Consider the following 13,232-nt stretch of genomic DNA (forward strand, 5'->3'; position numbering starts at 1 on the left):
TATTTTTTCAATTCAGGAACCTGTTATTCATAACAAACCTCTTGATCGGAGCGTTTTTATGGCTGCGGCCCAGTTTGTAACTGCGTTAAATTTTGAAACTGAATTTGAGCTTTTAAGCTTATCGGCGATGAATCCGCAAACCGGCGTTTCTAAAAAGGGTGGATTGGTATTTGTGCGTAATGGCAAATTGAAAATGCATCCTGAAATTTACGATCATTTATCATTGATCTCAATATCTTCTATTTGCGCCGGAAGCGTTTATTTCCACGGACTTGATAAAATTGCTGCAGAAATAGCAAATCTGCCTTATAGCGACGGGCTTTTAGAGCTGGAAGGTGCTGAAGAAGATTATATGGCCTTTAAACGTTTGTGTAGTCCGGTTTCCAGGTTCTTTTTATTACAGGCTAAAAAAGTACAATGGTCAGCAATCCTGTCTACCTTTCGTTTTTTTATGATGGAAGGCGTATGGGACGTAGTAAGTTATGTCGCACAGGCAATCAGTCAGGCCGATACCGATGTGCTTTCTTGTACGCAACTTTTAGAAAAAATGCAAAAAGAAGAATGGTACCCTGGATTTTCCAGCTCACTCGAAACATTTCATACCTCGAGATACCCTTTAAATAAAGTTAAACTTGAATCGGAACTTCCCGAAATGGCCTGAATTATTTAAGGTAATTTTCCAATAAAGCACTAATTTCATCGCCGAGTGCCCTATTTCCCATATTATTGAGTTTTTGCTGTGATGAATTATGTTTTTCGATATAGGTAGCCTCTGTTTTATTAAATTTAAGATAGCCCTGTTCAAAATAACGTTCCTCAATTTCGGTAGAAGAATCCATCGATCTGAACCATAATTTAATCAGTGAGCCGGTAAGCTTATCGTAATAAAGCCAATGGTAGGTTGCCTCCGCATCTGCATTTTCGGGCAGATTAAGGCGTTGGATTTCTAGAATAGCGGTATCTGTATTTTGGAAAAAGTATAAGGTTTTGTATTTGGACGACATCCGGCAAAAATAGGACTAAATTTTTTATCCCAAAAGACATTTTTGCTGTTTAGATTTAATTTTATTGATGATTGTAAAAGGCAGCGTGCTGGTAATTAACCTATGTTGGTCAGGATCTGTGATCTTCACCTTCGATTTCGGGATTTTTAATCCGGTTTGTATTCCCAACGGTAATTGCAAATCCCGACTAACACGCTTTAAAGATTCTTCACTACGTTCAGAATGACAAATAGGTATTGAATTGTAAATCCCGAAAACGGTTAATGTTTCTCGCCCTTAATTACCTTAAACAAATGTAAAACCTGTGGAAACAAGGCATCCATACTTTCTTCCACACCATTTTTTGACCCTGGGAAGGTAAGCACCAATGTTTTGCCTATGAAACCTGCTACACCACGCGAAAGCATCGCGTAAGGCATCCGTTCCTGTCCATAACGTCTGGCCGTTTCCATAATACCATCAATATTGCGGTCGATTAATGGTTCAATAGCATCTGGAGTTACATCGCGGGGCGAAAGTCCGGTGCCACCGGTGAAGATCACCAGTTGATAACCTTTTTTGCTTAATTCGCTGGCTTTATCCCTGATGACATTAACCTCATCCGGAACGATTTCATATTTTTCTGTATTGATTCCCCATTGTTCTAAACGCGAAATAATGGCTTTACCAGCAGTATCCTGTGCTTTATTTTCGTAAACAGAATCAGAACAAACTACAACGGCAGCTTTAATTTCGGGGAATCTGGCATTCTTAAGATCCGATTTGCCGCCAGACTTTTTGAGTAACCTGATGTTTTCAATTTCTACACCCTTATCAATCGGCTTTAACATATCATACATCGTTAAGGCAGTAACTGAGGCGCCGTGCATGGCTTCAACTTCTACACCGGTTTTATAAATGGTGTGCACTTCAACAGTAATAATAATGGTTAACCCCACAATTTCGTAGGTAATTGCCGTGTATTCGATAGGGAGCGGATGGCAATCCGGAATCACATCGCTGGTTTTTTTTACACCAAATAAACCTGCAGCACGTGCAAATTCAAACACATCACCTTTGGGTATTTTACGTTGCTCAATGGCATCGATGGTTTCCTGCTTTGATACTTTTACCGTAGCAGTGGCGATCGCGATTCGCAAAGTGCTGGATTTTTTGGTGATGTTTACCATGTTATTTATTTTCTTTCCACTGATGTGTTTCGTCTTCAAATATTTCTTTACCCCAAATCGGTAATTCGGCTTTTAAACGATCTACCAATTCACCACAGGCTGCTATCGCAGGTTTACGGTGGGCAGAGGAGGTGAAAACAAAAAGACAAATTTCTCCTGTTTTAACCGTACCTAAGCTGTGGTAAATGTGCATGCAGTTTAACGGGTATTTTTCGAAAATGGATTCCCTGATCTGGTGCATTTTTTCGATGGCAAGCTCCTCATAAGCGCTATATTCAATCGCAGCGACAAATTTACGGTCAATTTCATCTCTTCTCACCTGACCCATAAAAATACTATGTCCGCCAATAGCCGTTTTATTACTGTGTTTAGCAATGCTATCGGCTATAAAAGCAGGTGTTATAGGGCCATTAACAAATATATTTTTAGTTTTCTTTTCGCTCATGTTATGATCTTAAAAAATGATCTCTCCATTTCACAATGCCACCTTTTAAGCTGTAAATTTTTTTGGCATCGCCATATTTTTCCTGCAAAGCTTCTGCCGCGGCAACACTTCTGATTCCGTGCTGGCAGATTAATACCACCTGCTTTTGGTAAAACTCCTTGTTTAAGAATGCACCAAACTCCGACATGGGCACCTGTGTGTAAATCTGTTTATCCAATACGGGTACTTCGTGCCTTTCGCGTACATCAATTAGAATGGTCGATTCTGTTTGTTGCAGTTTAACCAGCTCACTGGCATCAATTTCTATATATCCCTGTGGTCCTTCGCCGGTATCCTGATATTCCATATTTAAAAATTCATCAACAGTTTGGGGCAAGGTATAATCACTGCCATGACTGATATTGATGGTATATTGTTCTTGTGTAAGTAAGTTGTAATTTAATATTTTGTTGGTAAGCGGCTTCCCGATTTTGGCAATTAGTTTAATGGTTTCTGCTGCTGCCATTGCGCCTATTATGCCAGGCAATACGCCAATAATGCCATTTTCGGCACAATTTGGTATTTCTCCTTTAAGGGGTGGAATTGGAAAAAGATCGCGGTAATTGGTGCTTAAGCTTAGCTGGCCCGGGGTATTAAATATCGCCAGCTGACCTTCAAAACCAGCTACAGCGGCAAAAATGAGCGGTTTATTAAGCAGGGCACAGGCATCGTTAATCAAATACCTGGATTCAAAATTATCAGTGCCATCCAGAATAAAATCGTATCTGGAAATGATATCGAGGATATTGTTCTGCTGTAAACGGATGGGATGACGGATAATTCCTATCTGGGTGTTCATTTCCTGTAAACGTTTTGCTGCAACCTCTACTTTCAGCTTTCCAATGTCGGCTGTGGTAAACAAAATCTGCCTGTGCAGGTTGGATAGTGAAATGGTATCATCATCAACAATACCAATATGGCCAACACCTGCGGCAGCAAGGTACTGCAAGGCAGGACAGCCCAAACCACCAGCGCCAATAACCAATACTTTAGCTTTTAACAGCTGTTGTTGTGCCTCTTCACCAAATCCCTTCAGGATTATTTGTCTGTTATATCGCTCTGCACTCATATGATTTAACCACCGGAAAATGGAGGCATTATGGCTATAGTAGCCTGATTGGGGATTTCTGTATTCTCCTGAACAATATTTTTGTTCAGGGCAAGTTTGTATTTCATGCTTTTTAACGCAGGAAATTGATTTTCGATATGTTGCTTAAAGGTTTCAGTATCGGTAATTCCTGTTGTATCAATCTTTTGATTATTAATCAACTCTGCAATCTGGCCAAAACTGATGATTTCGATTTCCATGCGGCTAATTTACCTGTAAGATGCTGATTTTGCTCAATCCTTTTACAAATCTTCTCCCTGTAGCGAAATCGCTGGGCGTAATGATGGCAATATTTCCTTTTTCTGCCTTTGCAGGGTTGGTATCGTAACTCATTAAAACAAGTATTTGATTTCCGGTTGAAGAATTGAAAATTTCATTCCAGGAGTATACTACTCTATAGTTATCGGTTGCGGTAAAAACAAGATAATATTCGCTCAATGTTTTTGGCGAAGCGGCATCAATTTCTACTTTGGCCAAAATATCTTTTAAAAGCACGCCTTTAACATTTTTAATACTGCTTTTACGCTGCATGAGATGATTGAATATGGTAATACTGTCTAAACTAACGGGTTTATAAGTGCTTAAATTGTCTAAAGTAACCGTTAATGGCATTTTAACTTTTCCTTCTACGGTAAACTGTTTGCTTTCTTGTGCTTTTGCCGAGAAACCTAAAAATAATAGTGCGATGATGATGTATTTCATATTATGCGTGTGTAAATAGTAATTTATAAGCAGCCAATGCGAGTACGCAGGCTAAAACATTTTTTAAAACGGTTTGCGGGAATTTTAAGGCACCAAAATAGGCTCCACAAATCCCTCCAACAAAGGCAACACCAACATAAGCAAGCATGTGGCTGTTAAATTCGAAACCTTTGATGAGTTGTCCGCCTAAACCAGCAACTGAATTTACAAAAATAAACGCCGCACTAATGGCCGCGGTCTGTTTTTGATCGGTCCATTTTAAGAGCAGGAGCACAGGCGAAAGGATAATTCCGCCACCAATGCCAATCATCCCCGAAAGCAATCCTATAATACCACCAATGGCTAAGGATAGAGGGATATTGGAGGGTTTAAAATCTTTTGGATCAGTATTTTGGAAAAAGAAAAAACGGATAACCGGAATCAGTAAGAGCACACCCAGAATTTTTTTATAAATGGAACTTTCAATCGCCATCATGCCGCCAACAAAAGAGAGCGGAATGGAGGCGAGCGCAAATGGGCAAAAGGTTTTCCATTTAAAATGGCCGCCACGATAAAACTGGATAAAGGAAGTGGAAGAAACAAAAAGGTTGAGTAATAAAGCCGTAGGTTTCATAATGGCTGGAGAAATGGCGAAAATAGCCATCAAAGCCAGGTATCCGCTGGCACCACCGTGACCTACGGAAGCATATAAAAAAGCAACAATAAACAATAAACAGTAAAAGAGGATAAAACTTTCTTGCATGGTTAGTTTGGTAAAATCATTATGGGTAAGATGTCGCCTTTTTCGAAATGCTTTTGCGTTTCGTTCAGGCAAATGAGGCAATTGGCCTGTGCAAAAGAACTCAACCGGTAAGATTCCTGCGCATTTAATGGGGTAACCTCTCCGTTTTCGTATTTTCCTTTTAAAAAATGTGCCAGGCCTGCCTGTTTACTATAGGGATGGGTAAGTTCGGCCTGAACCTCCATAACACTATTTATTTTTTGAGATAATGCTTTAACAGCTGGTAGTACGTAATTATAATAGCAGCTTAGCACAGATGAAGGATTGCCCGGCAGTCCGAATATTAATTTTTGATCTTTTGTGCCAAAAAATAAAGGTTTACCTGGTTTCTGTTTTACCTTATGAAAAACTTGTTTAATGCCACAAAGGGCAGCTGCTTCGATCACAAAATCATAATCGCCAACACTTACACCACCTGTTAACAATACTACATCACTGTTTATTAAGGCAGTTTGTAATACTTTTTTAAGGATTTCGAGCTCATCATCGGCTTCATAAACAGTAATCTGATCAATGCCTTCATGTTTTAAGGCTGCAGAAAGCGAATAAGAATTTGATTCGTATACCTGCCCAAACTGAAGGGTTTTCCCCGGCTCTTGTAATTCTTTTCCGGTTACAATTACCGAAACCTTTGGCATGGGGTAAATGCTTAATTTGTTAATGCCAATTCCGGCCAGAAAACCGATTGCAGCAGGGCTTAGCAGACTTCCTTTTTCCATGGCCAATGCCCCGGCTTTGATTTCTGAACCGCTATCCCTGGTATTTAAACCCAATTTTAGGTTGGGGTCATGTAGCGTAATTGTTTTACCCAGCCGGGTTGTTTTTTCCTGCATTACTACTGTATCGGCACCTTCTGGTAATGGAGCCCCGGTAAAAATCCTGCTGGTTTGCCCGTGTTGAATCGTGATGTTGCTGGCAGTTCCGGCTGCCATTTCGCCAATTAAGGCAAGCTCTTGTTCGTGATCTTCAAATTTGATTGCATAACCATCCATCGAGGACTGGCAGAATGCCGGAATATCGAATTTAGCATAAACATCGGCTGCCAGTATACAACCAGCTGCCTGAGCTAAGTCAATTGTAACTGGATTTAAGGGGCTAATATGTTGAAAAATGAGGTCTTTTGCTTCTTTTACGCTGATCATCAAAATTTATCCTCCAATGGTTATCATACTTCTGTTCTGAATGGTTGTGGCATCAATTTTTTCGAAATCGCTGGACAATTGTCCGCCTAAAGCCTGTTTTTTGCTCCAAATTGCCGATTGTATATGCGGTAGTACATCTTCGTTGTTACGCAATGCCGTAAGCAGATCAGTCTCGTGGTCAGAAAATAGACAGTTTTTTAATTTTCCATCGGCCGTTAAGCGCATGCGGTTACAGGTACTGCAAAACGGATGTGTCATGGTACTGATGATGGCAAAAGAGCCCTCGTGACCGGGAATCATAAAATGTTTGGCGGTATCATTGGATTCACCTTTTACAGGTAATATCGTATATTTTTTTTCTATAACTGCCAGGATTTCTTCTAAAGAAAACATTTGGTTGCTGGTCCATTTGTTACCGCTAAAGGGCATAAATTCAATAAACCTTACCTGAATGGGATTGTGTTTGGTCCAGCTGATGAAATCGTTGATTTCGTTATCATTCAGGCCTTTCATCAACACCATATTAATCTTTACCTTGATTTTATGCTGCAAAAGCAATTCGATATTGCTACGTACCTGATGAAATACATCCCTTCTGGTAATTGTAAAGAATTTTTCTGGCTGCAAGGTATCCAGACTGATGTTGATGGTTTTGATACCTGCATTTTTTAATATAGGGAGCATTTCTGCAACCCGGGTGCCGTTGGTGGTAATCACCAGTTCTACAGGTAATTTACCTAGCGCAGCGATAATTTCGGAAGCGTCTTTTCTAACCAGTGGTTCGCCCCCCGTAAGCCTGATTTTTTTTATGCCGTTAGCCACAAAAATTTCTGCAAGTTTGATAATTTCGTCGGTTTGCATTAATCTGGAAGCGGGAGTAAAATCGTATTCTTCTTCGGGCATGCAATAAAAGCAGCGAAAATTGCAGTTATCAGTAAGCGATATCCGCAGGTAATCGTGTATTCTTCCAAAAGAATCTGCTATCATTGCCGGTTTAATTAAAATTTATACGCTTTTTTGATATCAATATCATTGATTGCTTAAAGTTACTCATTTTTAAAAAAAAATATGACTGGCAATTGCAATAATCAGGTATTAAAGCGTAATAAATAGAAAGAAATGTTCTGATAATGGGAGATTTGTGCAGTTAGATGTTACCATCAGACTAGTAATGTAGTGATTTAAAAAAGCTAATTCGATCGAATTAAAGATGATTCAGTGTCAGATAGGAATATCTGACACCATTATTAAGCGAAAATATAGTATATAATTCCCTGAAAAAGGTTGTATACAACCTCAACTAAAAAGGCTCCGAATGGAAAATTTCGAGGTTTATACAACGTAAACCTATGCTGTTAAAAAGCGCCGTAATTTCTTTAGTCCAATCTTTAGGCGAATCTACACGAAGGATTTTATCACTGTCCCACAGATCGATATTCCATTTAATTTCTTTGAAACGGCTGTTCAGTAATGGACTGATTTCATTTAACTCGCTGTCTGAAGATACATTTGTTTTGAAAACGGCTATCATAAAGAAGATTTTTTAGGTTTGTTACAGGTGTAGACGTATCACTTTAGAAATTACTTTAAACAAAAAGCATTTTTTTTAAATTATTTTTTCTGCTAAAAGTTAACCACAGATTAACAGATTTTTAAAAAACTGATCAGGAGACTTTGGTTATTTTAAATTTCATAACCGAGAACCAAAGCTCCGTTTTATGCGTAAGTGTAAATGAATCACTTAAATTAAAAACAAAATGTTAAATACAACCATCGCTGCCTTGCTAGGAGGGCCAGAACTAATCCTTGTTGGAGTTGCTGTGTTATTATTGTTTGGCGGTAAAAAAATCCCTGAATTAATGAAAGGCCTTGGTAAAGGAATCAAAGAATTTAAAGCCGGGCAGGAAGAAGAAAAGCCAGAGGTACCAAAAGAAGCTTAATTGCCTCTGTTTTTCAGAATTTTCTGATCTGGCAGGTATTCAGTTTATTTTAACGCATTTGTAAGGATTTTCCTTGTCATACGACTAATGGTAATATGAAAAAGTTAAAATTATTAATAATACCGTTCATGGCAATTGCACTGAACGCCTGTAGCCAGGGTAAACCGGCAACAGATACGAAAATGGAAAATAACAGCAGGTTATATCCCGAAGCTAAACCTGCTGCCTACTGGAAGACAGTACTTTCGGCCAATGCTTACGATATTATGGTAAACAGCGGGACGGAAACACCCTATAAAAATCCTTACTGGAACAACCATAAAAAGGGGATTTATGTAAGCGCTGCCACCGGTAAGCCTTTATTTAGTTCAGATACCAAATTTGAATCGGGAACCGGATGGCCCAGTTTTTTTAAGCCAATTGACCAGAAAGCGATTAAAATTGTTACTGATAAATCAGACGGTATGGTGAGGGATGAAGTGGTAGAAGCGGGTACAGGTTTGCATTTGGGCCACGTATTCGACGATGGCCCTGAGCCTACAGGCAAACGATACTGTATGAATTCTTATGCGCTGAAATTTATTCCTGCTAAATAAGTTTAGGCTATGTTAAGGAATAAAATTTGGGTACTCGGACTTGTTTTTTTAAGCGCCTGTACCAATGGACAAAGCCATAGAAATGAAAATGATTTTGCGAAATTACCGGTTGCAAAAAGTAATGAAAGCGTAGCCACATTTGCCGGAGGATGTTTTTGGGCACTTTCTGAAGGGCTTAGCGAACTCAAAGGCGTTAACGAGGTGGTATCGGGTTATGCCGGAGGTACAATTAAAAATCCTACTTACGAAGAAGTTTGCAGCGATCGTACAGGACATGCGGAGTCTGTACAGGTATATTATGATCCCAAAGTAATTAGCTACGCTGAACTGGCTGAATCTTTTTTATATGCACATGATCCTACTACGCTGAACAGGCAAGGTCCGGATGAAGGGGAAGATTACCGCTCGGTTGCCTTTTACCGAACACCAGAAGAACAGCAAGAATTAAAAACTGTAATTGCAAAAGTAAATTCGAGCCATCATTATCCCGATGCAATTGTAACGCAGGTAATGCCAATTAAAGCTTTTTATCCGGCCGAAAATTACCATCAGGATTATTACCAGTTGCACCCTGGTGATTCGTACATCCAAAATGTATCCGTACCAAAGGTAATGAAGCTCAGAAAAAACCGGTATGCGTATTTAAAACCTTCGTTTAAAAAATAATCTTTTATAAGCCTGAATAGTAATCATAGCCTTGCTCTGCCCAGTAATCTTTTGGCCTGCTGTTGCTAAAGCTCATGGTCCCGATTCTTTTCAGGTTTTTAATGCCGTATTTTACAGGAACAATCAATCTTAACGGCGCCCCATGCTCGATACTGATTGGTTTTCCGTTCATTTCATAAGCCAGTATGGTTTGAGGATGAAGAATACTATCTCTTTCAAGTCCAACGTAATAAGCCCCGTTAGGCGTTTCCAGTCCCATATATTGTTTTTGGGCTTGATCTTCTAATTTAAAGTGCGTTAAAAAATCACTCAGTTTTACACCTGCCCAATGTTGTATTTCGTCCCAACCCTCTACACATTTAAAATCGTATACAATTTCTGTTTTAGGTAATGTTTTAATCTCTTCAATGGTAATGTAATGGCTTTTTTGATTTTGGATTTTAACCTGAAGTTTCCAGCTGTTAACTTCAAAGTTTTCATCATCTTCAATACCGATTAAACTGTTTACCCTTGGGTTTCTGGCAGCTTTTTCGATGGGGTAAGTTTTAACCAGGTGTTTGTTGCTGAAGAAATTACGAAAAAAGAGTTCAGTTTTGTTCAATGCCCTGCGTAAAGGGGCTCTGGTGCCTCCGGTAAGGCCAGGTACTTCTTCAGGAGCATCTAAAAGCCATTTCCAACCCGCTACAGCACCGCCTCCCAGTGCTGCGAAAGCGCCGAATGAAATAAAAGTGCGTCTTTTTATTTTTTGCTCAACCGTTAGCGGAACTTTAATCTTTTTTTTACGATCTGTTTTCATCTTTGTCTTCAGTTTTTTCGATGATTAAATTTTCTGGTTTGGGAAGGAGCGGTTCATCTGCTACTTCAAAGCCGGCCACTACTGCCCTGAAATTGTTCCAGCCTGCAAGGATTACCTGAACAATGTGGATTAAAAAGAAAAAGACATAACCTATGGTTAAGGCAAAATGCAATATCCTGGCGAAATGATAACCGCCGCATAACCAGCAAATCCAGTAAAACTGTACAGGTTTATAAATGGCTAGTCCGGTTACTACCGATCCTATGCCCATTACAATAATGGCCGTATACGCGATGCGTTGTGCCGCATTATATTTCTTTTGTGGCGGAATAGTTTTCCGGATGTGCAGATCGTGCAACAGCACTAGCCAGGCCTCTTTAAACGAGTTTTTGTTGGGTAAAAGCTCACGCCATGCACCCGAAAATAGCGTGTAACCGATGTAGAGCAAACCATTAATAAAAAAGAACCACATAAAAAGAAAGTGGAAAGCCATTCCTTCGGCCAGCCTGCCCGAAATGTGAAAATAATTGTAAAACCATTCGGGGAAAAATTTGATAAGGCTGAAACCAAAAATTGAAATGCCATAAGCATCATTGGCCCAATAAATAAACAGCCCGCTCCAGATCATCACGGCAAGCACTGGGAAGTTTACCCAATGCGTCCACCGCATTAAAAGCGAATGTTTTTCTTTAATTACTTTCATTGTGGAGGCGGATTTATACCTGATAAACGCAAAAGGTCATTATTCAGATTTGTTGGTTAAGTGATTAATGAACAGGTTGTTCAGTTTCGATGTGGCAATTATTTTACCTGTTTTGTTGTTTTGTAAAAATGCAATCAGTTCTGTAGGTACTTTTCCATCAACCTCATCTACCTGCATATCTACTGATCCCTTGGTTTTACCCTGTAAAGCAAAAGTTTCAAACTGGCGCACAATCTGGACATGGGCAAGTGTCTTTCCTTTATTTTCGCCTTTTAAAACCTGGCTGCTGGCATTTGAACTTACTAAAGCTACCGCAAGCGAAAAGCCATCAGTTTGTTGATCAGTAGTATAGTTCAGGATAAGGCGATGTTTATCTGTTTTACCTAACGAAATCTGCAAATTGCCTCCCGTTGGTTTTGCAAGTGCTGTTTTAATGCTGTTACGCATGATATTTTCTTCTGAACCCACAAATTCTTTACCTCCGTTTATAACTACCTGCGGCGTATAAATGGTTTTAAGGTTGAGCCAATTGGCATATTGATTTTGGCGGGCAGAAAATTTAGGGCTGCTAAAACGATCCTTCCAGCCTAATCTATCCCAATAATCTACATGGAAGGCCAATAGATACACTGACTTATTTTGGCTTTCTTTTGCTATCTCAGCCAGCAATGCATCTGCAGGTGGGCAGCTTGAGCAACCTTCTGAGGTGAAAAGTTCAACAACTGCAAAACCTGTTTCTGCAAAGGGTTTTGATGTGGTTTTATTACCCGCACTAAAAGCAACGCTAAAGATGCTTATCAGCAAGAGTGGCAAGGCTATTTTTCTGATCATGATCATCAATTTTAGCTTTAGTCGTTTTTTACAACGAATCCTTACAGGAAAAAAATAAAATAATCTGTAAGGATGTTTCTTCCCGTTCGACTAATCAATTAAGCACTATATTTATATAAGATACATAAAAAAAATGCAGAACAAACTGGATGACAGCAATATTGCAAAAAGCCCTCAGCCTGATCCGCTTAGCTGGGTCGGAAAATATGCCGATTACTTATTTGGCTTTGCCATGTCGAGGTTAAGGGATGAAGACGTGGCTAAAGATCTGGTGCAGGATACTTTTTTAGCTGCCTTGCAACAGTTGGATCGTTTTGAGGGACAAAGTCACGAAAAAACATGGCTTACCGCTATTCTGAAAAACAAAATTGTCGATTTTTACCGTAAACGTTCTGCGAGTGCCATAAAGGATTTAAAAGTAACCGGCGCGGAACATGAACAGCAGGATTTTTTTGATGCAGAAACGGGGCATTGGAATCAAAAACACCGCCCGCAGGCATTCGGATTAGAAACAGACAATCCGCTTATGATGAAAGAGTTGGGCGGGATATTAAATGATTGTTTAACTAAACTCCCGGTTTTGTGGCTTTCGGTATTTTCGATGAAACACATGGATGATCTCGCATCGGAACTGATCTGTACCGAACTTAAACTTACCGCGGCCAATTTCTGGGTAATTATGCACCGCACAAAACTTAACCTGAGGGCCTGCCTTCAAAAAAACTGGAACTGATATGACGAGCGCGCTTAAAAATATTATTTATAACTGTAAGCAGGCAACTTTTTTGATCGAAAAAAGAATTGCTGGTAAAATTACGGCTGCAGAAACACTGCAATTACATGTTCACCTGGCCGGTTGTTCAGTTTGTAAAATTTACCAGCAACAAAGTATATTGATTAACAGGGTGTTTGTAGGTTTTAAAAATGATGATTTTAAACTGGATGCGGCATTTAAAAAAACGCTGACAGAAAAGATTGAAAAAGAAATAAATAAAAATTAATTTTTCTTGTAAGGTTATGGCTCTTGCTTCGACTAAGGGTTAAACGAAACACATAAAAACATGAAAAATCAAATTTTAAAATCAGCAGGAAAATTGTTTATGGCCACTTTAGTTGTGGTTGGTCTTTCTTTACCAGGTTTTGCCTCGGTTAGCAGTCGGTTGCAGGAAAAAATGTCTAAAATGAAACAAAGCAAAATGGACAAAAAGAAAATGGAGAAGGTGGACAAAATGAAAACCGATTCGATGAAAAAAGCCAAAATGGAGAAATCTAAAATGGCCAAAGGAAAAATGTCGAAAAGTAAAATGTAA

Annotated in this window: 20 protein-coding genes; 7 read left to right on the forward strand and 13 right to left on the reverse strand. The window is 39.3% G+C overall.

Annotation, left to right across the window (positions count from 1 at the left end; all coding sequences use genetic code 11):
- The first annotated feature begins 127 nt into the window (after positions 1 to 127).
- A complete protein-coding gene (locus R2R28_RS02270) occupies positions 128 to 661 on the forward strand; it encodes a hypothetical protein (RefSeq protein ID WP_316824082.1) in 534 nt (177 codons plus the stop codon).
- 1 nt (position 662) lies between these two features.
- Here R2R28_RS02270 and R2R28_RS02275 read toward each other — a convergent pair whose 3' ends face one another.
- From R2R28_RS02275 to R2R28_RS02320, 10 genes are all read right to left on the reverse strand, one after another.
- Positions 663 to 1,004, reverse strand: a complete 342-nt coding sequence (locus R2R28_RS02275) for a hypothetical protein (protein WP_316824083.1) — start codon at positions 1,002 to 1,004, stop codon at positions 663 to 665.
- 260 nt (positions 1,005 to 1,264) lie between these two features.
- The gene (gene moaCB / locus R2R28_RS02280) at positions 1,265 to 2,173 is read right to left on the reverse strand and encodes a bifunctional molybdenum cofactor biosynthesis protein MoaC/MoaB (RefSeq protein ID WP_316824084.1); all 909 of its coding nucleotides are present in this window, start codon (positions 2,171 to 2,173) and stop codon (positions 1,265 to 1,267) included.
- Between the two features lies 1 nt (position 2,174).
- Positions 2,175 to 2,618 (reverse strand): molybdenum cofactor biosynthesis protein MoaE, encoded by a 444-nt coding sequence (locus R2R28_RS02285; protein WP_316824085.1) that lies wholly within the window; start codon positions 2,616 to 2,618, stop codon positions 2,175 to 2,177.
- Position 2,619: 1 nt separating this feature from the next.
- A complete protein-coding gene (locus R2R28_RS02290; protein WP_316824086.1) occupies positions 2,620 to 3,726 on the reverse strand; it encodes a ThiF family adenylyltransferase in 1,107 nt (368 codons plus the stop codon).
- Positions 3,727 to 3,731: 5 nt separating this feature from the next.
- A complete protein-coding gene (locus R2R28_RS02295) occupies positions 3,732 to 3,965 on the reverse strand; it encodes a MoaD/ThiS family protein (RefSeq protein ID WP_316824087.1) in 234 nt (77 codons plus the stop codon).
- Between the two features lie 4 nt (positions 3,966 to 3,969).
- Positions 3,970 to 4,467 (reverse strand): molybdopterin-binding protein, encoded by a 498-nt coding sequence (locus tag R2R28_RS02300; protein WP_316824088.1) that lies wholly within the window; start codon positions 4,465 to 4,467, stop codon positions 3,970 to 3,972.
- A gap of 1 nt (position 4,468) precedes the next feature.
- Entirely contained in the window at positions 4,469 to 5,209 is a 741-nt protein-coding gene (locus R2R28_RS02305; protein ID WP_316824089.1) for a sulfite exporter TauE/SafE family protein, read from the reverse strand.
- Positions 5,210 to 5,211: 2 nt separating this feature from the next.
- Positions 5,212 to 6,390, reverse strand: coding sequence for a gephyrin-like molybdotransferase Glp (gene glp, locus R2R28_RS02310; protein WP_316824090.1), 1,179 nt, complete (start codon positions 6,388 to 6,390; stop codon positions 5,212 to 5,214).
- A 6-nt stretch (positions 6,391 to 6,396) separates the two neighbouring features.
- Entirely contained in the window at positions 6,397 to 7,377 is a 981-nt protein-coding gene (gene moaA / locus R2R28_RS02315; RefSeq protein ID WP_316824091.1) for a GTP 3',8-cyclase MoaA, read from the reverse strand.
- A 313-nt stretch (positions 7,378 to 7,690) separates the two neighbouring features.
- Positions 7,691 to 7,921, reverse strand: coding sequence for a hypothetical protein (locus R2R28_RS02320; protein ID WP_316824092.1), 231 nt, complete (start codon positions 7,919 to 7,921; stop codon positions 7,691 to 7,693).
- Positions 7,922 to 8,147: 226 nt separating this feature from the next.
- On the opposite strand from R2R28_RS02320, the gene R2R28_RS02325 reads away from it, so the two are divergent.
- The 3 genes from R2R28_RS02325 to msrA all read left to right on the forward strand — a co-directional run bounded on the left by R2R28_RS02325 (position 8,148) and on the right by msrA (position 9,592).
- Entirely contained in the window at positions 8,148 to 8,330 is a 183-nt protein-coding gene (locus R2R28_RS02325; protein ID WP_316824093.1) for a twin-arginine translocase TatA/TatE family subunit, read from the forward strand.
- A gap of 128 nt (positions 8,331 to 8,458) precedes the next feature.
- Positions 8,459 to 8,926 carry a peptide-methionine (R)-S-oxide reductase MsrB gene (gene msrB, locus R2R28_RS02330; RefSeq protein ID WP_316824094.1) on the forward strand — a complete coding sequence of 156 codons (468 nt, stop codon included), beginning with the start codon at positions 8,459 to 8,461 and terminating at the stop codon, positions 8,924 to 8,926.
- A 9-nt stretch (positions 8,927 to 8,935) separates the two neighbouring features.
- The gene (gene msrA, locus R2R28_RS02335) at positions 8,936 to 9,592 is read left to right on the forward strand and encodes a peptide-methionine (S)-S-oxide reductase MsrA (RefSeq protein WP_316824095.1); all 657 of its coding nucleotides are present in this window, start codon (positions 8,936 to 8,938) and stop codon (positions 9,590 to 9,592) included.
- A 4-nt stretch (positions 9,593 to 9,596) separates the two neighbouring features.
- Here the strand turns inward: msrA and R2R28_RS02340 are convergent, their stop codons facing one another.
- Genes R2R28_RS02340 through R2R28_RS02350 form a run of 3 tightly spaced genes read right to left on the reverse strand, consistent with a single transcriptional unit; the run spans position 9,597 to position 11,922 of the window.
- Positions 9,597 to 10,388, reverse strand: a complete 792-nt coding sequence (locus R2R28_RS02340) for a molybdopterin-dependent oxidoreductase (protein ID WP_316824096.1) — start codon at positions 10,386 to 10,388, stop codon at positions 9,597 to 9,599.
- A complete protein-coding gene (locus R2R28_RS02345) occupies positions 10,372 to 11,091 on the reverse strand; it encodes a cytochrome b/b6 domain-containing protein (protein ID WP_316824097.1) in 720 nt (239 codons plus the stop codon). The genes R2R28_RS02340 and R2R28_RS02345 overlap by 17 nt, the downstream gene beginning before the upstream one ends.
- 39 nt (positions 11,092 to 11,130) lie before the next feature.
- On the reverse strand, positions 11,131 to 11,922 hold the full coding sequence (locus tag R2R28_RS02350) for a DUF1223 domain-containing protein (protein ID WP_316824098.1): 792 nt from the start codon (positions 11,920 to 11,922) through the stop codon (positions 11,131 to 11,133).
- 133 nt (positions 11,923 to 12,055) lie between these two features.
- On the opposite strand from R2R28_RS02350, the gene R2R28_RS02355 reads away from it, so the two are divergent.
- The 3 genes from R2R28_RS02355 to R2R28_RS02365 are packed head-to-tail and all read left to right on the forward strand — an operon-like array spanning position 12,056 to position 13,232.
- Positions 12,056 to 12,655 (forward strand): sigma-70 family RNA polymerase sigma factor, encoded by a 600-nt coding sequence (locus R2R28_RS02355; protein WP_316824099.1) that lies wholly within the window; start codon positions 12,056 to 12,058, stop codon positions 12,653 to 12,655.
- A 1-nt stretch (position 12,656) separates the two neighbouring features.
- Positions 12,657 to 12,923 (forward strand): zf-HC2 domain-containing protein, encoded by a 267-nt coding sequence (locus R2R28_RS02360; RefSeq protein ID WP_316824100.1) that lies wholly within the window; start codon positions 12,657 to 12,659, stop codon positions 12,921 to 12,923.
- 60 nt (positions 12,924 to 12,983) lie between these two features.
- Entirely contained in the window at positions 12,984 to 13,232 is a 249-nt protein-coding gene (locus R2R28_RS02365; RefSeq protein ID WP_316824101.1) for a hypothetical protein, read from the forward strand.

This window comes from Pedobacter miscanthi (assembly GCF_032678605.1).
Classification (GTDB): Bacteria; Bacteroidota; Bacteroidia; order Sphingobacteriales; family Sphingobacteriaceae; genus Pedobacter; species Pedobacter miscanthi_A.